Below are 16454 nucleotides of genomic sequence, written 5' to 3'. Positions count from 1 at the left end.
GGATCGGGGTCGCTCGCCCCGTGCGCGGCGGCTAGCTTTTCGGACGATGGACGAGAGGGCGAACGGAGCGTGGGGCAGGCGGGCGATGCGGGCGGCGGTCGGCCTTGCGATCGCGGCGTGCTGGGTCGTTCCCCAGGCCGGTGCGGGAGTCCACGCGCGAGCTTCGTGGTCAATCCAGGAGGCGTCGCCGCAGCACCCCGATCCGCTCGTGGTGCATCCGTACCTGCTCGATGGGGATGGCGACGCAATCACGATCGCGTGGGAGACGGCCCGGCCCGCGACATCCGTCGTCGAGTTTGGGATCGCGCCGTCGGACGGCTCGAACGCCGACGTCGATCTGCGTGAAGAGGAGGAGGGCCTCCGGACCCTCCATCGCGTGCGGCTGCGGGGGCTGCGGCCGGGGGCAACGTACCGGTATCGAGTCTCGGGCGCAGCCGCCGATGGCGAGACCTTCGAGGGTGAACCGCAGACGCTCCGCACCATGCCGCCGCCCGGCTCACCGACCGCCGTGGCCGTCTTCGGCGGGCGTGCGGACGCCTGGGAGGGGCACGCGGCCGCGGCACTCGAGCAGCGGCCCGACCTCGCGGTCCACGCCGGAGGGTTGACGAGCTACGGCGCGGATGCCGCTGGACTTCGGCGAGGATTCTTCGATCCCGCGCGTGCGTTCCTGGCGCGGGTGCCGATCGTGGCGGCGCTCGCCGAGGGCGACTCCGCACACCGATCGATGCTCCGCACCGCCAGCGATCGGCTGGCGACCGTCGACCTGGGCAACGCACGAATCTTCGTGATCGACGCCCACGGACTTGCCGGCGACGCGCAGCGAAGGCGATTCGAGTATCAACTCGCGGGCTCGCCAGCGGTCTGGAACATCGTCGTCCGGCACCGCTCGCCGCTGGTCGGTGGCGTCAGGACGAGAGACGACGATCGCCTCCTCGGGCTGTGCGACCGCTACGGCGTCGACCTCGTGGTCTCGGGCGATGGAAGCTCCTACGAGCGTTCGAAGCCCGTCCGAGAGGGATCGGCCGCCGAACGCGGCACGGTCTACGTGCGTTTGGGCGACGGATGCGAGGATGGCGATGGCCCGCAGGGCGCGCACGCCGCGGCCGTGCGGACCAGGCCGCACTTCGCGATGCTGCACGCGGCGGAACGCACGCTCCGGCTTGATCTGCTCGACGGTGGTGGCCGGCTGCTCGACATGCACACGATCGAGAAGCCGGCCGGACCCTCGAACGCCGAGCGATTCGCGGCGGCCGTGCCTCCGCCCCCGCCGGTGATCGAACCGGACCCGGCAACCGTGCTGGGTTCGGTAGAGGTGACGCTGCGGAGCCGCGTCGAGGGTGGTGCCATCCGCTACACGCTCGATGGCTCCGAGCCCGACGAATCTTCGACGATCTACGCAGGTCCCGTCCGCGTCGATGCCGGCGTCACGGTCCGGGCCCGCGTGTTCGTGGATGGCAATCCGCCGGGCGACCTCGCGGAGGCGCGGTATCGCGATGCGACCCCGGTGCCGCCCACGGGCCGGGCGCTCCGCGTCGAGCCGGGCCTGCGCTACACCACCTTCGAGGGCGCCTTCGATCGCGTCGGCGATCTAGCCGCCGACGCCCGGGCCGGGCGCGGATTCGTCGATCGCATCGACCTCGCGTCGGCCGGCGCACAGGACACGGGCTGGGGCGTGGTCTTCCACGGCTTCATCGAGGTGGCCGAGCCCGGCGTGTGGGTCTTCGAGATCGCCGGCCGCGGGCGCGCATCGCTGAGCATCGCGGCCCGCCCCCTCCTCGAGGATGTCGATCTGCGTGCCGGGCCACGATCGGGCATGATGCCGCTGCGGGCGGGCCGCCATCGGATTCGGCTCGACTTCGTGTCGGCGGGCAGCGAGCCGTCGCTCGACCTGCGCTGGCGGTCGCCAGGCGGCGAGGCATCCACCCCCGTGCCGGCGTCCGCGTTCCGGCGCTAGCGCAACGGGGGGACGGCGGCACGCCCGCGGGCTACGCCCCGACGGTTGCGCCGGGCCCGGGTCGTGCTTCGGCGGCGGACACAGGCTTGCGGCCGATGGCGATGACGCTCAGGCTCGGCAGCCCGGGCACGCGCTCCACCAGCTTCGCAATGGTGATCAGGTGATCGAACAGCCGGACCGACTTGGGCGAGAGGCGCGAGCGGCCGAGGCGGCCCCACACCCACCAGCCCAGTCCGCCCAGCTTGTTGAACCGCCGCGCGGACTCGACCTCGAATCCCCCGCGCGCCAGCAGGTCGCGCAGGTCGTCGGGCGGGTAGCGGCGGACGTGACCCAGCGCGTCGTCCATCTTCGATGCCAACGAGGGGTGCGCGGGCGCGAGCACGATCAGCCGCCCGCCCGGCGGCAGCAGGTCGTGGAAGGCGCGCACGATGGCGGCGTCGTCCTGGGCGTGCTCGAGCACATTCATCGCGATGATGGTGTCGAGGCTCTCGCCGCCGAGGATCGCGTACGAGGACGGCGTGCCCAGATCGAGCCTCTCGACCCGCACGCTGTCGAGGTGCTCGAAGCGGCGCCTCGTGACGTCGGCGAAGAGCGCGTCGTCGTCGGCGCAGACCAGCCGTTCGCGCGTCAGCAGTTGTTCGGTGAAGTTGCCGATGCCGCAGCCCGCCTCCAGCACGCGTTGGCCGATGAACGGCTCGATCTGGTCCAGCGTCCATCGGTTGTACTTGCGCGCGCGGCGGACGCCCTCGAGCAGGTAGTAGCCCTCGTGCGTGCTGAAGCGTGTATCCAGGAAGCGGAACCGCACCAGCAGCGCGAGCGCCTTGACCGCGTCCCACCAGCCGATCGACTTGCCCTCGGCGTAGCTGCGCGCGTGGTAGCTGATGGGCACCTCGTAGATGCGCGCGTTCCACTGGGCCAGCCGCGTAGTGATCTCCGGCTCGATGCCGAAGCGGGTGGACTTGAGTGGCAGTTGCTTGAGCACATCCATCCGCACGGCCTTGTAGCAGGTCTCCATGTCGGTCAGGTCGATGTCGTTGAGCGCGTTGCAGATCCGCGTGAGCCAGCGGTTGGCCTGGCTGTGCCAGTAGTGCAGCACCCTCCTCTGGCCCGAAGCAGCGAACCGCGAGCCGAACACCGCGTCGGCGCGGCCCTCCAGGATCGGCGCCAGCACGCGGGGGTACTCCGCCGGGTCGTACTCCAGATCGCTGTCCTGGATGATGGCGATGTCGCCCGAGGCCTCCGCGATCGCCGCACGGACGGCCGTCCCCTTGCCCATGTTCCGCGGCTGGCCGAGCACGGTGATCCGCTCGTCGGCCTCGGCCAGCTCCCGCAGAATCGCCAGCGAGTTGTCCGTGCTGCCGTCATCGACGGCGAGGAGCTGGATTTCGAGTCCAAGCTCATCGACCGGCGAGCACAGCACCCGACGCACGATGGTCCGCAGCGTCCGCGCCTCGTTGTGCACGGGCATGAGGACGGAGAGTGTGCGGGGGTCGCCGGTGGGCATGGCTTTGCTGGCGATCGGGCTGCTTATGGGCCAACTAGGCAAAACGCGGCTGGAAAGTCGGAGGGGAGCACGTCTCTCGCTCTATCACCGTAATAGACCCACCCACCGAGGACGCAGGTGTGCAGCTCGCGGCCTTCTACGAGTGGCTGCGCTACCACCGTCACCGTGTCTTCGGGAGCATCATCGGCAGCTTCTTTCCGCACATATACGCGGTAGTCTGCCAACGCGTACTCGGACATGCTGGTCGCAGGAATCTCGCCATGGGTGAAGTCGCGGAGCTGGTGTGGCTGCTTCCACTCGTCCCGCAGTACAAACCAGCCGTCGTTCAGGCCCCGGAGGTATCCGGCCAGACGCACGTCGTAGGGCTTGACGAAAGAGTCACAGCCCGCAAGCCCGAGAAGGCAAACCAGAACGACAGCCGCTCGCCAGATTTCTCGCATGTGCTAAGCCGCTTCGACCACCATCGCCACGCTGTTCCCCCCGCCCAGGCACAGGCCGGCCAGGCCGCGCTTGGCGCCGACGCGCTTCATCTGGTGCAGCAGGGTGGTCAGCACGCGGGTGCCGCTGGCGCCGATGGGGTGCCCCAGCGCGATGCCGCCGCCGGCGATGTTGACCTTGTCCTCCGGGATGCCCAGCTCCTTGATGTTGCACAGCAGCTGGGCGGCGAACGCCTCGTTGATCTCGTACAGGTCGATATCGCCGATGCCCAGGCCGGCCTTGTCGAGCGCGCCCTTGATGCCGGTGATGGGGGCTGCGAAGATGTCCTTGGGCGCCACGCCGCTGGTGGCGTAGGCGATGATCTTCGCCATCGGCTGGACGCCGAGCGAGCTGGCCTTCTCTTCGCTCATCACGATGGCCGCCGCCGCGCCGTCGTTGATCTGGCTGGCGTTGCCCGCGGTGACGGTGCCATTCTCGCGGTCGAAGGCAGGACGCAGCTTGGCGAGCGTCTCGGCGCTCGAGCCCGGGCGGATGCCCTCGTCGGCGCTGCAGCCGCCCTCGGGGCCGGGGACCTTCCTGTTGCCGAGTTGCTCGCCGGTAAGGGCGACCATCTCATCGTTGAAGAGACCATCGTTGGTGGCCTTCTCGGCCCGGTTGTGGCTCTGGGCGGCGAAGCGGTCCTGCTCCTCGCGGCTGATGCCGTACTTTCGGGCGATGTGGTCGGCCGCGTCGCCCATCATCCAGCACTCGAAGGCGCACCGCAGGCCATCGTGCTGCATCACGTCGGTCAGCTCGCCCGAGCCGTACTTGATGCCCGTGCGGACGGCGGCGAAGTGGGGGGCGGCGGTCATGTTCTCCATGCCGCCGGCGACGACGACGTGGTTGTCGCCGGCCTTGATCGACTGGGCGGCCATCATGACGGCCTCCAGGCCCGAGCCGCAGACCTTGTTGATCGTCTTGGCGCTCAGCGTGTCGGGTAGCCCGGCCTTGAGGCCCGCCTGGCGGGCGGGATTCTGGCCCAGGCCGGCCTGCAGCACGCAGCCCATCACGCACTCGTCGACCTGGTCGGCAGACAGTCCGGGCGCCGCGTCCATGGCCGCCCTGATGGCGTAGCTGCCCAGCATCGGGGCGGGCGTGCCGGCGAGGCTGCCGAAGAACTTGCCGATGGGCGTGCGCTTGGCCGAGACGATCACGGGGGTGGCCATGGGACGGATCCTTTCAATGGGCACGCGGGCGGGTGCGCCGGCGTGTCGCGGGGTGTGCGTCTGCCAGACGGGCATTCTAGAGGTGCGCCCGCCGGCCGCCCAGACGCATGGCTGCCGCCCGCACCGGCGGTATAGTCGACCATGCCACCCGCGGCATGCCCCCGCTGCGCGTACTCGTTCGCCGGGCTGCCGGGGCCCGCGCCCACCTGCCCCGAGTGCGGGCTGGCCCCCGAGTATCCGTCGTCGCCGGATCCCGTGGTCCGGGCCGAGCAGCTGCGGATCTTCGCGGCCGCACGCGGCTTGTGGTGCCGGCACTGCCAGACGCCGCTGGCCGAGATGCGGGCCGGCGCCTGCGGGGGTTGCGGCACCCGCTACGACTTCCCCGATGCGCTGCCGGCCCGGGCGGTGGTGGCCCAAACGACGCCACCCCGGCGTGTGCCGGGGTGGAAAGTGGTTGCGGGGTTCTTGGTGATCTTCGCGATCGTGGTCGCGCTCGGATGGATGGCGCTGGCCTCGCTCTAGCGGGCGGGCGGCCCTAGGCCGGCACCTTCATCTGCCGCTTGTCTTCCTTGCTCTTGGACTTCCACTCGCGGTCGGCCCGGGCCTCGAGGCTCTTGTGGTCGCCCTTGAGCCAGTCCTTGCGGGTGTTGCCCCAGAATCCGTCGTAGAAGAGGAACAGCCGGTCGTCCTTGACGATGAAGCTCTTGGGGTTGCTCTCGGTCTTGTCGCCGTGGGCCATCGCCCAGCTGCACCACGTGCCGTGGGCGGGCTCGTAGCGTGCGGGGGCCTTCTTGAACATGTCCATGTGCTTCTGGCTCGAGAAGCGGTAGGTCACGCCCTTGTAGGTGTGCGAGAAGTTCTTCTTGCCCTTCTTGGCCTTGCCGCCGCCCTCGGGGAAGTAGGCCACCGGGTCATAGCCGCCGATGGCGAGCTTCTCGCCCCGCTTGGGCAGATCCCATTCGCTGATGGTCCGGACGGGCTCCTTCTTCTCGGCCTGGGCCGCCGGCTGGGAGGGCTGGTTCTGGGCGGCGGCGGGGGCGGCGGTGCCGGCGACGGCGAACGCGGCGCAGGCGAGCGCAACTTTGAGGGTGCGGCTGGTCATCGGGGAGCTCCTTCCATCGATCTCGGACGGCCTCGGACGCCGGCAGCGCTTCTCGGCGACGCCGCGGCCAGGTGTGATTCAGACGATACGCCAACCCTCCAAAGCGACGACGGTGTTCCCCCTGCCCACCCCGTTTCACAAGACTTCGGGAAAACCCGTTGGGTCGCTAGTGGCCGTTGGAGCAATCGCTCAGCTTTCGGCGATCGTCGGACCGATGTCCCGCAGAGCGACAGCCGCATCGCGGTGCGGGCTCTCGGGGAGGTGGCATGGAGCTCAATAAGAAGGCCCTGCGTCGCACGGGCGCGGCCGCGATGGTGGCGGCCCTCGCCGCCCTTACCGGCTGCCGGCCCAACATCCCCGGCGTGCCCTTCATCCAGGCCGACCGGCAGGCCTTCGCGGCGCCGCGGACCAGCGACGCTACACCCCCCGATCGCTCCCTCCGAGCGACGCAAGCCCATCCCCGTACCGCTCTCGCAGCGGCTCGATCACGTCCCTGAGGAACCGCTCGGTCTGCTCCACGCTGCGGCCGACGTACTTCATCGGGTCCAGGAGTTCGTCTTCGGTCAGCAGGTGGTGCACGGCTTCGAAGGCCGGGTCGCCGCGGAGCCGCTCGATGAGGTCGTTGTCCAGGCCCTCCTGCTTCACCCGCATGCCGGCGTCCTGCGCGTGCACGCGGATCCTCTCGTGCAGCTCCTGGCGGTCGCCGCCGGCCTTGACGGCCTCCATCAGGATGTTCTCGGTGGCCAGGAACGGCAGCTCGGCCATCAGGTTCTTGCGGACCATCGCCTCGTGCACGATCAGACCCGACGCGACTTGGTGCATGAGGTCGAGTGCGCCATCTAAAGCGAGAAACGCCTCGGGCAGCGACAACCGGCGATTGCTCGAATCATCGAGCGTCCGCTCCAGCCACTGCGTGGCGGCGGTGTCGTAGGCGTTGCCCACCAGGTTCATCACGAAGCGCGTCAGCCCGCAGATCCGCTCGCACTTCATGGGGTTGCGCTTGTAGGGCATGGCCGACGAGCCGATCTGCTTGTCGCCGAAGGGCTCGTCGATCTCCTTGCGGTTGCTGAGCAGGCGGATGTCGGTAGCGATCTTGTGGAGGACGGCGGCGGTGGAGGCAAGCGATGCAATGATCTGCGCATCGATGATGCGCGGGTAGGTCTGTCCCGTGATCCGCAGCCTTCCGATCAACAGGAAGTCCTCGGCCGCCCCGGGATACTCCTTCATGTTGCGTTGAACAAGTTCAAGGTGCTGCGCAGCAACACCGGCGGGTATGGCCTCCACCTCGTCGTCCAACCACGTGTTGAACGATCCGACAAAGAGTGCGTTGAGCAGGCCGACCTTCTCGTGATCTCCATCGAAGAGCGCCAGAAACGAGGCCTCCGTTCCTGTCGCGCCCCGCAAGCCTCGTGCATCCAGCGAAAGATCTGTCTGCACATCTCGGAAGCGTCGGATCTGCTCATCGGCAAGCTCGAGCTCGTAGGCATACTGCGCAAGCCGTCGCCCGACCGTGACAGGCTGAGCCGTCTGGTAGTGCGTAAAGCCAAGCGTTGCGACGTGCTTGGTCTCGCCCGCACGCCTGCCCAAGGCAACTTGCACGGCATGGATCTTCCGGCTGGTCAGGCGAAGCGACCGAATGATGCACACAAGGTCCGCATTGCACACCACATCCTGGCTCGTACACCCCAGGTGGATGATCGGCTTCGCGGTCGGGCACTGCTCGCCCAGGCAGTGGACGTGCGCCATCACGTCGTGCCGCAGGTCGCGCTCGATGGCGCTGGCGCGGGCGATCTCCTCGTCGGTGATGCCCCGCTCGACGACGGTGCGCAGCTCCTCGACCTGCGCCTCGGACACCAGCGGCGCGTCCCAGTCCTTGGTGACCTCCCGCTGCGCTTCGGCCACCGCGAGCCAGATCCGCCGCCAGGTGTCGAACTTGTGGCGGGGGCTCCAGATCCGCAGCATCTCGGGGCTCGCGTTGCGGGACGCGAGCGGGCTGGTGTAGGTGTCGTTGGGGCTCGCGTGGGCGGGGTTGGTGTCTGCCATCAAGGGACGATAGCTACGCCGTCCGGATCGCCTGCGCGTCCACCCGTCGCTGGTCGGCCTCGTCGTACCGCTTGCGGATCACGGGCAGCAGGATGCCGAAGATCAGCGTCGAGGTGATGCCGGGCATCAGGAACACGAACCACACGTGCCAGGGCTGCTCCAGCACGAGCGCCAGCAGTCCGGTCGCCGCCAGCCCGAGCCCCATCAGGATGCCCGCCGCGAAGACGCCCAGCACGAGCGTCCGGGCCCGGCCGGCGGCCGCCAGCGGCCCGCCGATGCCGCCGCCCAGCCCGCCGAAGCCGGCCCCGAGGACCACGCCGATGATCGCCCCCACGATGCCCGCCGTCTGCTCGTCGAACCACATGCTCACACCTCCCGTCGTGGTTGTCTGTTGGGTTGTCCGCTTGGCCGTCCGTTCGCGTTTTCGTTGATCGAGGCCCGCTCCCGGGCGGCCTCGAGCACCCGCCGGGCGCCTGTCGCCGACAGCTCGCCCCGCTGCACCAGCTCGGCCAGGGTCTCGGCCAGCGGGTCGCGGGGCCGCCCCTCGACCGCCCGCCCCAGCCGCTCGATGACGCCATCGAGCCGCGAGCGGATGGTCGGATAGCTGACGCCGTACCGCTTGGCCAGGTCCTTGAGCGAGCCCGAGCAGAGCACGAACTCGGTGACGAGCGCCAGATCGTCGGCCGAGAGCTGCCCCAGCGGCAGTTCCGCGAGGCTTCCGGCATCCGCCGGGGCAGCCGAATTGGACATAGTTGAATTGACGATGCAGAATATTGAGTATATCTAAGAGAAAGTCAAGTCAATTTGAGTATATTGCAAGATTTGATGCCACGCCCCCGCCGGCGAGTCCACCGAGCGACGGATTGCCTCGCCGGGGCGCGAGGGGCCGTGCGCGGGGAGCCTCGTAGAATGCCGCACGCGCCACGATGACCGGAGCCCGCCCATGACGACGATGACCGCCGCCGCTGCCCAAACCGAACCCGATCGCGACATCGCGTCCATCCTCGGATCGGAGGCCGACGACCTGCTGGGCTTCTCGGCCACGGGCTTCCCGGCGAGCGCGATGCAGCTGCCCGGGCCGGACTTCGTGGATCGCGTGTTCGCCGCCAGTGATCGCTCGCTGCCGGTGGTCCGCAACATGCAGACGCTGATCAACAGCGGACGGCTGGGCGGCACGGGCTACGTGAGCATCCTGCCGGTGGACCAGGGCGTGGAGCACTCGGCGGGCGCCTCGTTTGCGCCCAACCCCGAGTACTTCGATCCGGCCAACATCTGCCAGCTCGCGCTCGACGGCGGCTGCAACGCCGTCGCCAGCACCTTTGGCGTGCTCGGCTCGGTCGCACGGCAATACGCCCACAAGGTGCCCTTCCTGGTCAAGTTCAACCACAACGAGCTGATGACCTACCCCAATATCCACAACCAGACGTTGTACGGCACGGTGCAGCAGTGCTTCGAGATGGGCGCCATCGCGGTGGGCGCGACCATCTACTTCGGCAGCGAGGAGAGCCGCGAGCAGATCGGCTACGTCAGCGAGATGTTCGCCCACGCGCACGCGCTGGGCATGGTCACCGTGCTGTGGTGCTACACCCGCAACAACGCCTTCAAGGCGACGGGGCCCGACGGCAAGACGGTGGACTACCACGACAGCGCCGACCTGACGGGCCAGGCCAACCACCTGGGCGCGACGATCCAGGCCGACATCGTCAAGCAGAAGATGGCCACCAAGAACGGTGGCTACGTTGCGCTCAACACCGGCGACAGCAGCTACGGCAAGTTCAAGAACGAGATCTACACCAAGCTCGCCGGCGGCGACGAGCAGGGCCGCGGAGGCCACCCGATCGACCTCGTGCGCTACCAGGTCGCCAACTGCTACATGGGCCGCGTGCCGCTGATCAACTCGGGCGGTGCGAGCGGCGGCGAGAGCGACCTGAAGGACGCCGTCCGCACCGCGGTCATCAACAAGCGGGCGGGCGGCATGGGGCTGATCTCGGGTCGCAAGGCCTTCCAGCGGCCCATGAAGGACGGGGTCGAGCTGCTGCACGCCATCCAGGACGTCTACCTCGACGACGCGATCACCATCGCCTGAGGCTGCGTGAAGCGAGCGATCCAGGTCATCCTCGTCCTCGCGGCGGCGCTCGCCGTGCTGTCGCTGGCGGCGTGGGGTGCGGCGGTGTGGTTCCTGGGGCCCCGCATCCTGTGGGCTCCCGAGGGCGTCCAGGTCGCCGCCGAAGCACCCTCCGCCGCGGCGGTGGGGGATCCGCTCGAGCTGACGATCCGCATCCGCAACGACGGGCCGGCCACCCGCGTGCTCGAGACCATCGAGATCGAGACGGACTACCTCGAGGGCTTCTCCGCCGATTCAATCGAGCCCCCGCCGGAATCGAGCGAGCAGGTGCTGCAGTACCGCGTCTACCGCATGGACACGCCCGTGCCGGCGGGCCAGACCACGCCCATCCGCTTCGATCTGCGGGCGCTCACGCCCGGCGCATTCGCGGGCCGTGTGCAGGTCACCTTCGAGGGAGAGCCGCGGATCGCGTTCTCGACCGTGAACACGACCGTGGCGCCCCGGTAGCGGGCGCACGTTCGTGTTGGGCGCCGCCGCGGAAACGTGGTGATGCGCGCGCGGGCCCGCCGATACCCAGAGTTGCGACGCTAGCGATCTCGCACGAGGAGCCGACCGCGTGGAGCGCGGCTCGCCGCGTCGGGGAGCGCACCCGAGGGATGTCCAGATGAGCCTGATTAGCAAGCTGATGCGAATCTTCACGCCCGCGCAGCCCGCGGCCGCCACGGCGACGCCGGGCATGCGGGTTGCCCGCAATGGCAGCGCCGAGCCGTCGCCCAGCGCCCGCCGTGCCGTGTCGTCCAGCGGATCGGTGGCGGTGGCGCCGAGCAAGCCGTCGTCGGCGATGCCGACCGCGCCCGAGCGCCCGGTGGAGGTCATGTCGCCCAGCCGGCGGCCGACGCCGACCAAGGGGGCGCCCGCGGTCGCCCCCAAGCCGGCCCTCGAGCCCAGCGGCCCGCAGATCGGCGAGGTCGTGGACCTGATCCACAAGCTCCGCAACCACGTCGACGCCCAGAACAGCCGCTTCGAGAAGGCGATGTCGGTGCTCGACAACATCCGCGGGTCGGCCGCCGCCCTGCCGGAGATCAAGCAGCGGGTCGACGGCGTGCTCGCGTCGATGGACGAGTTGCGGGACAGCGTGGGTGCGGGCCAGGCCCGCATGGAGCGGGCCCTGGCCGACCACGGCGCGCGGCTCGATGCGATCTCGGAGGCCATCCACCGCGCGTCGGAGCGGGAGGAGCGGCTCGCCCAGAGCATGCTCGACATCGGCCAGACCATCAAGGCCGTCTCGGGCACCAACGACCGCCTCGCGCAGGCCATCGAGACCATGCGGCGGCACGAGGCCGATCGCGACGCCCGGCTCGGCCGCGCGCTGCTGGGGGCCCAGCGTTGGCTCATGGCCCTGACCATCGTGATGAGCCTGGGCATGGCCGGCACGCTCGTGGCCGCGATCGCGATCGTCGCGAGCTGATACCACAGCGGGCCGGCGCTGGCCGCCGCACTCGGGCGGGGTACCGTTGGCGATGCCACGCGCACCCCACCCGATGACCGTTGCCGCCGCCCTCCTCCTCTCGTGCGCGCTCGCCGCGGGCTGCTCGGAGTCCGGCGGCACGAGCGCCACGCCCGCGTCCACCGCCGCCGAAGCCGCTCCAGCCGCGGAAGCGCTGGAGGTCGTAGGCCTGCGGCAGTGGTCGGGCTCGCAGTCGATCACGCTGGACGGCGACATCGGCGAGTGGCCGGACGACGTTGCGGTGGTGGCCGATGAGCACTGGCTCTACTTCCGCATGAAGCTCGAGGGCGACACCCGCACGCTCCAATCGATGGAGACGCCGGTGGCCATGTGGATCGACGCCGACGGCGATCCGTCGACCGGACGGGCGATCGAGAAACCCCGCGTCGAGGGTGGGCTGGGAGCCGACATCGAGATCGTCTTCTCGCCGCGGGACCCCGACGCCCCGCGGACGGGCCAGGGCCTCATGTTCCGCGTGCACGGGCCGGACGGCCAATCCCGCGTGGTGCCGCACGACGCGCTCGGCTTCTCATTCACGCCGTCGCACGCCGCCGAGTGGTACGAGGGCCGCATCGCGCGGCACGCCGCCGAGGAGCTAGGCCTCGCCGCGCCGGGGCTCGCGAGCCGGGGCCGGGTCGCGGGCGTCGTCGCGATGCTCGATCGGGCGGGGGAGGTAGCGGCCTGGGCCGATCCCTTCGAGGTCGATGCGCCGTCCGCCCAGCCCCGAGCAGGTGTCGATGTCCGCGTGCCCGAGCGGCCGGCCAGCGGCGTCCGCGTGCTGAGCTGGAACGTCGAGCACACCTCGCCGGCAAAGAACCCCGAGCCCTTCGCGCGGCTGCTGGCGGTGCTGCGGCCCGACGCCATCCTGCTCCAGGAGTGGACCGAGGGCGACGCCAATGACATCAAGGCGTGGCTCACCGCCCACGTGTCCGACGAAGTCGCCTGGGACGTGATAAAGGGGCCGGCCTGGGGCGTAGCGATCGCGGCGCCCCATCCGCTCACGCCCATCACCGACCCCACGACACCCAACCCGATGCGGCCCGACCGCGCGCTCCGCTTCCTGGGGGCCGTCGTCGAGACGCCCAACGGCCCCGTTGCCCTGGGCAGCACCCACCTGAAGTGCTGCGGCTCCAAGGACAGCTCGGAGGATCGCCAGCGGATGGCCGAGGCCGAGCTCATCGCCCGCATGATGGACGAGGCGCTGGGCGCCGAGCCGGCGTCGGGGGTGTGGGCCACGGTGCTCGGCGGCGACCTGAATCTGGTGGGCTCCAGGCCGCCGCTCGACGCCATCTCCGTGGGCCTTGATGGCGACGGCAGCGCCCTCGCCGTCGCCGACGCGATGGTGCTGGGGGATGCGGCGATGCACACCTGGTACGACGCGGGCAACGCCTTCACGCCCGGACGGCTGGACTTCATGCTCTACAGCGACAGCACCGCGCGCGCGGCCAACGCCTTCGTGCTGGATACCACGCTGCTGGGCGAGGCGGCGCTGGCGCGGCTGGGCGTCGATGCGGACGATTCGCGCGCCAGCGACCACATGCCGCTCGTGCTGGACATCGTGCCGGCGCGGTGACTCGGGTTCGGGCGAGCTAGGCCTCGGCGGCGTCGGGCTCGACGACGCGGACCTCACCGTCGGCGGTTCGCTCGATCAGGCCGATCTCGCGGAGCGCCTCGAGGGCCGCGAGCTGCTCGGCCCGCTTCTTGGATTGGCCCCACTGGGCCAGGAAGCGCCGGCCCTCGATCTCGACGCAGATCTTGAAGTTCTTCGCGTGGTCGGGGCCTTGTTCCTCGAGCACGCGGTAGCACGGCGTGGCGCCCATGTGCTGCTGCACGTGCTGCTGCAGGACCGACTTGAAGTTCTCCTGGTGGCCGAGCCGCGCGGCGCGGCGGATTCGCTCATCGAGCAGCGGCACCAAGAAGCTGCGCGCCGCGTCGAGGCCACCGTCGAGGTAGACCGCGGCGATGATCGCCTCGAGGGCGGCCGCCGACAGTGAGCGCGGCAGCGGACTGCCGTTGCGCATGCCCTTGCCCAGGCACACCAGATCGATCAGGCCGATCTCGTCGGCGATGTCCGCGCAGGTCCGCCGCGAGACCGCGGTGGACTTGATCTTGGTCATCTCGCCTTCCAGCAGGTCCGGGAAGAGCGTGAAGATGCGATCGGAGGCGATCAGCCCCAGCACGGCGTCGCCCAGGAACTCCATCCGCTCGTTGGAATCGAGCCGGGAGTCGGTGGCCGAGGCGTGCCTCAGGGCCCGCACGAGCAGGCTGGTGTCGCGGAAGCGATAGCCGATGGCACGCTCGGATTGCTCGATGCAGAGTTCGCCGGAATCGCGCATGAATACCTCAGGCTGGCTCGTCCACCCTGGTGGCGAGCACCCTATACGCACCGCGAGGTTCCGGTATCCGGCGGCCGACCCCCGACGACAGCGGGATGCGGGAACCGATCAGGCGGAGTCTACTCGAACATCGGCGGATATCAAAGCGATTTCTAGTCAGGGGTTACGCCTTGTGGCGACAGCCCGCTCGTCCCCCGATCTCACCCGCCCTACACTCTTCGTTCAGGTGGTTTCAGCCGTTCCGTCGATCGGGCGGCCTGCGGGGAACAACGATGCACTACCCACGACGCCTCAGCAAGATCTCCCGGGCCCGCAAGATCGGCTTCCGGGCCCGCATGCGGACTCGGGGCGGCCGCAAGATGATCAACCGGCGTCGCCGCATGGGCCGCACGCTCCGCCTGGGCAAATAGCCACCCTCCGGGCGCCTCCACGTTCCTCTGGAGAGCGCCGCACGGGGCGATCCCCAGCCCGCACGATTATCGGATGGCCTGATCCAGGCTCCTGCGCAGCCGTTCCGCCTCGCGATCGCGGCCGGCTTCCGTGAGCAGCGCCTCGTAGCGCTCCCCGACGCGGTAGAACGCGCTCGCCCGCACGGCGGCCTCGTCGCCCGTCCGCGGCGCCCGCATGCGGCGGTGGCTGCGGGCGAAGAGTTGCATCCGCTGCTCGTCCTCGCCCCGGTCGGCGTAGTAGCGATCCAGGCGGTCGAAGGCCTCGAGGGCCAGCGGCGTGTCGTCAACGTACCGTGTCAGCGTGGCGTTCCAGATCTCGGCGGCCCGCTCGGCCTCCCCGGCGGCCAGCGCCCCGTCACCTAGGCGGACCTGCAGCAGGGCCGTAAGCGTCTCGCTGCGGCGGACTCGCTGGGTGATCCACTCGGTGGTCTCGGCGGGGTTGATGGCCGCGGGGGCCCGCTCCAGGGTTGCCAGCACCTCGCCCACGGCGAAGAAGAGATAGCCGCCGCGCTCGGCGGCATCGAGGAACTCGCCGGCCACGCGGCGGAAGCCCGGTGCGTCGCCACCCGCCTGCTCCAGGCTCAGACGCAGGAACAGCCGGTGGGCCCCGGGCAGCCCGTCGCAGGCCGCGATGCTCGCCCGGAGCATCTCGAGGGCCGCGGGGGTGCCGACCTCGCGGAGCGGATCGGCGCCGATCACCGCCCGCGCGTCCGCCGGCGGCCCGGTCGTGCCCGAGGCCAGGTGCTCGGCCGCCCGCAGCAGGGCCCACGCCCGGTCGGCGGCGGCCGTGCCGGCGGTCGCCAGGCTCGCGGTGACCTCGAGATCGGACAGTGGCACGGTGATCGCCGACGACGGGTGGACGTACGCACCAACGGGCTGGCCCGCGTTGCCCGGCAGCAGGTCGAAGCTCCAGCGTGCGGTCCCGCGGTTCACGGTGATGTAGGCGGGGGCCTGGAAGCGCTCATCGCCGCCGTAGCCGGTGGCGATCGTGGCGGCGACGCCGAAGGCCTGGCCGATCTGTTCGGCGTAGAAGCTGCGGATAGCGCCGTCGCCGCCGCGATCACGGATGGCGTTGAGGGCGTACTGCTCGGGCGGCAGGGCGGCCTCGCCGCCGAGCAACTCGGGCTGGACGTAGGGCACGTCGGCGTACAACTCGGCCACGTCGCCGCCGCGGCGGTCGAGCACCAACTCGCGGAGCATCTCGGGCGTCAGGCTGGTGTCGACGACGTGCACGAGCATCTCGGCCGGCGTCGCGTCCAGGGGCAGGTCGGTCACCCGCCGCTCCCGATCGGCGAACACGAAGGCATCGAAGATGCCGATGGGATCGGGCCGCACGGGGCCGACGCCGGGGTAGACGCGGGGCATGTCGTGCACCACGCAGATCGCGGCCGCCAGCTCGGCATATTGGTCGACCAGTTCGGCGTCCTTCTTTGCGATCTCGCCGGCCAGCAGCACCGTGCGGGTGGCGTCGTCCGTGGGCTCGGCGACCCGGGCCAGGGCCCGCGCGAGCGCGGGCCGATCGTTCCATATGGACTGCAGTGTGCCGCGGAGTGCCTCGGGGCTGCGGGCCGCGAGCTGCGCGAAGGCCTCGGCCTCGATGGCCTCGACGATGAGGGCGTAGCCCTCTGGTGGCGCGTACGCGATGGCGATGGTGCGAGCCCGCTCGGCGCCCGCCACCGCGGCGTCCACGTCGGCTTCGAGCTGCGCCATGGCGTCCTCGAGGGCCGCGGCGACGAGCGACGCCGCGTCTCCGCCGGGGGCCGGCTGCTGGGCGGTGGCCGGGATGGCGAGGCCCAGCAGGACGAGCACGGCCGCGAGGAGGCCGCCGACGTTCGAGCGTGCGTGCTTCAT

15 protein-coding genes are annotated in these 16454 nt (G+C 70.1%); 7 read left to right on the top strand and 8 right to left on the bottom strand.

Going from position 1 to position 16454, the window contains the following annotated elements:
- Positions 1 to 46: 46 nt before the first annotated feature.
- On the top strand, positions 47 to 1954 hold the full coding sequence (locus tag AAFX79_06280) for a chitobiase/beta-hexosaminidase C-terminal domain-containing protein (GenBank protein ID MEO1008153.1): 1908 nt from the start codon (positions 47 to 49) through the stop codon (positions 1952 to 1954).
- Between the two features lie 31 nt (positions 1955 to 1985).
- Here the strand turns inward: AAFX79_06280 and AAFX79_06275 are convergent, their stop codons facing one another.
- Both AAFX79_06275 and AAFX79_06270 read right to left on the bottom strand, forming a co-directional pair.
- Entirely contained in the window at positions 1986 to 3458 is a 1473-nt protein-coding gene (locus AAFX79_06275; protein ID MEO1008152.1) for a glycosyltransferase, read from the bottom strand.
- A 443-nt stretch (positions 3459 to 3901) separates the two neighbouring features.
- Positions 3902 to 5101 (bottom strand): acetyl-CoA C-acyltransferase, encoded by a 1200-nt coding sequence (locus tag AAFX79_06270; protein ID MEO1008151.1) that lies wholly within the window; start codon positions 5099 to 5101, stop codon positions 3902 to 3904.
- A gap of 141 nt (positions 5102 to 5242) precedes the next feature.
- On the opposite strand from AAFX79_06270, the gene AAFX79_06265 reads away from it, so the two are divergent.
- A complete protein-coding gene (locus tag AAFX79_06265) occupies positions 5243 to 5623 on the top strand; it encodes a hypothetical protein (GenBank protein ID MEO1008150.1) in 381 nt (126 codons plus the stop codon).
- Between the two features lie 13 nt (positions 5624 to 5636).
- On the opposite strand, the gene AAFX79_06260 is transcribed toward AAFX79_06265, so the two are convergent.
- The 4 genes from AAFX79_06260 to AAFX79_06245 all read right to left on the bottom strand — a co-directional run bounded on the left by AAFX79_06260 (position 5637) and on the right by AAFX79_06245 (position 8996).
- Positions 5637 to 6203 carry a YHS domain-containing (seleno)protein gene (locus AAFX79_06260; protein ID MEO1008149.1) on the bottom strand — a complete coding sequence of 189 codons (567 nt, stop codon included), beginning with the start codon at positions 6201 to 6203 and terminating at the stop codon, positions 5637 to 5639.
- Positions 6204 to 6620: 417 nt separating this feature from the next.
- Complete coding sequence (locus tag AAFX79_06255) at positions 6621 to 8246, bottom strand: lyase family protein (GenBank protein ID MEO1008148.1); 1626 nt, start codon at positions 8244 to 8246, stop codon at positions 6621 to 6623.
- 13 nt (positions 8247 to 8259) lie between these two features.
- Positions 8260 to 8610 carry a hypothetical protein gene (locus AAFX79_06250; GenBank protein ID MEO1008147.1) on the bottom strand — a complete coding sequence of 117 codons (351 nt, stop codon included), beginning with the start codon at positions 8608 to 8610 and terminating at the stop codon, positions 8260 to 8262.
- A 2-nt stretch (positions 8611 to 8612) separates the two neighbouring features.
- Entirely contained in the window at positions 8613 to 8996 is a 384-nt protein-coding gene (locus AAFX79_06245; GenBank protein MEO1008146.1) for a DUF2089 family protein, read from the bottom strand.
- A 193-nt stretch (positions 8997 to 9189) separates the two neighbouring features.
- On the opposite strand from AAFX79_06245, the gene AAFX79_06240 reads away from it, so the two are divergent.
- The 4 genes from AAFX79_06240 to AAFX79_06225 all read left to right on the top strand — a co-directional run bounded on the left by AAFX79_06240 (position 9190) and on the right by AAFX79_06225 (position 13391).
- A complete protein-coding gene (locus tag AAFX79_06240; GenBank protein MEO1008145.1) occupies positions 9190 to 10332 on the top strand; it encodes a class I fructose-bisphosphate aldolase in 1143 nt (380 codons plus the stop codon).
- A gap of 6 nt (positions 10333 to 10338) precedes the next feature.
- Positions 10339 to 10818 (top strand): hypothetical protein, encoded by a 480-nt coding sequence (locus AAFX79_06235; GenBank protein MEO1008144.1) that lies wholly within the window; start codon positions 10339 to 10341, stop codon positions 10816 to 10818.
- 157 nt (positions 10819 to 10975) lie between these two features.
- The gene (locus AAFX79_06230) at positions 10976 to 11779 is read left to right on the top strand and encodes a hypothetical protein (GenBank protein MEO1008143.1); all 804 of its coding nucleotides are present in this window, start codon (positions 10976 to 10978) and stop codon (positions 11777 to 11779) included.
- A 52-nt stretch (positions 11780 to 11831) separates the two neighbouring features.
- Positions 11832 to 13391 carry an endonuclease/exonuclease/phosphatase family protein gene (locus AAFX79_06225; GenBank protein ID MEO1008142.1) on the top strand — a complete coding sequence of 520 codons (1560 nt, stop codon included), beginning with the start codon at positions 11832 to 11834 and terminating at the stop codon, positions 13389 to 13391.
- A gap of 16 nt (positions 13392 to 13407) precedes the next feature.
- Here AAFX79_06225 and rnc read toward each other — a convergent pair whose 3' ends face one another.
- Positions 13408 to 14154: a ribonuclease III gene (rnc, locus tag AAFX79_06220; GenBank protein MEO1008141.1), complete on the bottom strand. Its 747-nt coding sequence runs from the start codon at positions 14152 to 14154 to the stop codon at positions 13408 to 13410.
- 272 nt (positions 14155 to 14426) lie between these two features.
- Here rnc and AAFX79_06215 point away from each other — a divergent pair, with 272 nt between their 5' ends.
- Positions 14427 to 14564 carry a 50S ribosomal protein L34 gene (locus AAFX79_06215; GenBank protein ID MEO1008140.1) on the top strand — a complete coding sequence of 46 codons (138 nt, stop codon included), beginning with the start codon at positions 14427 to 14429 and terminating at the stop codon, positions 14562 to 14564.
- A gap of 66 nt (positions 14565 to 14630) precedes the next feature.
- Here the strand turns inward: AAFX79_06215 and AAFX79_06210 are convergent, their stop codons facing one another.
- Positions 14631 to 16454 carry a hypothetical protein gene (locus tag AAFX79_06210; GenBank protein ID MEO1008139.1) on the bottom strand — a complete coding sequence of 608 codons (1824 nt, stop codon included), beginning with the start codon at positions 16452 to 16454 and terminating at the stop codon, positions 14631 to 14633.

This window comes from Planctomycetota bacterium (genome assembly GCA_039819165.1).
Taxonomy (GTDB): domain Bacteria; phylum Planctomycetota; class Phycisphaerae; order Phycisphaerales; family UBA1924; genus JAHCJI01.
Note: the sequence above shows the minus strand (reverse complement) of the source record. Positions and strands in the feature narration are given on the sequence as shown.

Bases quoted from the DNA above. Each gene is read 5' to 3' on its own strand.
- AAFX79_06280 (MEO1008153.1), top strand. From the start codon at position 47: ATGGACGAGAGGGCGAACGGAGCGTGGGGCAGGCGGGCGATGCGGGCG.
- AAFX79_06275 (MEO1008152.1), bottom strand. From the start codon at position 3,458: ATGCCCACCGGCGACCCCCGCACACTCTCCGTCCTCATGCCCGTGCAC.
- AAFX79_06270 (MEO1008151.1), bottom strand. From the start codon at position 5,101: ATGGCCACCCCCGTGATCGTCTCGGCCAAGCGCACGCCCATCGGCAAG.
- AAFX79_06265 (MEO1008150.1), top strand. From the start codon at position 5,243: ATGCCACCCGCGGCATGCCCCCGCTGCGCGTACTCGTTCGCCGGGCTG.
- AAFX79_06260 (MEO1008149.1), bottom strand. From the start codon at position 6,203: ATGACCAGCCGCACCCTCAAAGTTGCGCTCGCCTGCGCCGCGTTCGCC.
- AAFX79_06255 (MEO1008148.1), bottom strand. From the start codon at position 8,246: ATGGCAGACACCAACCCCGCCCACGCGAGCCCCAACGACACCTACACC.
- AAFX79_06250 (MEO1008147.1), bottom strand. From the start codon at position 8,610: ATGTGGTTCGACGAGCAGACGGCGGGCATCGTGGGGGCGATCATCGGC.
- AAFX79_06245 (MEO1008146.1), bottom strand. From the start codon at position 8,996: ATGTCCAATTCGGCTGCCCCGGCGGATGCCGGAAGCCTCGCGGAACTG.
- AAFX79_06240 (MEO1008145.1), top strand. From the start codon at position 9,190: ATGACGACGATGACCGCCGCCGCTGCCCAAACCGAACCCGATCGCGAC.
- AAFX79_06230 (MEO1008143.1), top strand. From the start codon at position 10,976: ATGAGCCTGATTAGCAAGCTGATGCGAATCTTCACGCCCGCGCAGCCC.
- AAFX79_06225 (MEO1008142.1), top strand. From the start codon at position 11,832: ATGCCACGCGCACCCCACCCGATGACCGTTGCCGCCGCCCTCCTCCTC.
- rnc (MEO1008141.1), bottom strand. From the start codon at position 14,154: ATGCGCGATTCCGGCGAACTCTGCATCGAGCAATCCGAGCGTGCCATC.
- AAFX79_06215 (MEO1008140.1), top strand. From the start codon at position 14,427: ATGCACTACCCACGACGCCTCAGCAAGATCTCCCGGGCCCGCAAGATC.
- AAFX79_06210 (MEO1008139.1), bottom strand. From the start codon at position 16,454: ATGAAGCACGCACGCTCGAACGTCGGCGGCCTCCTCGCGGCCGTGCTC.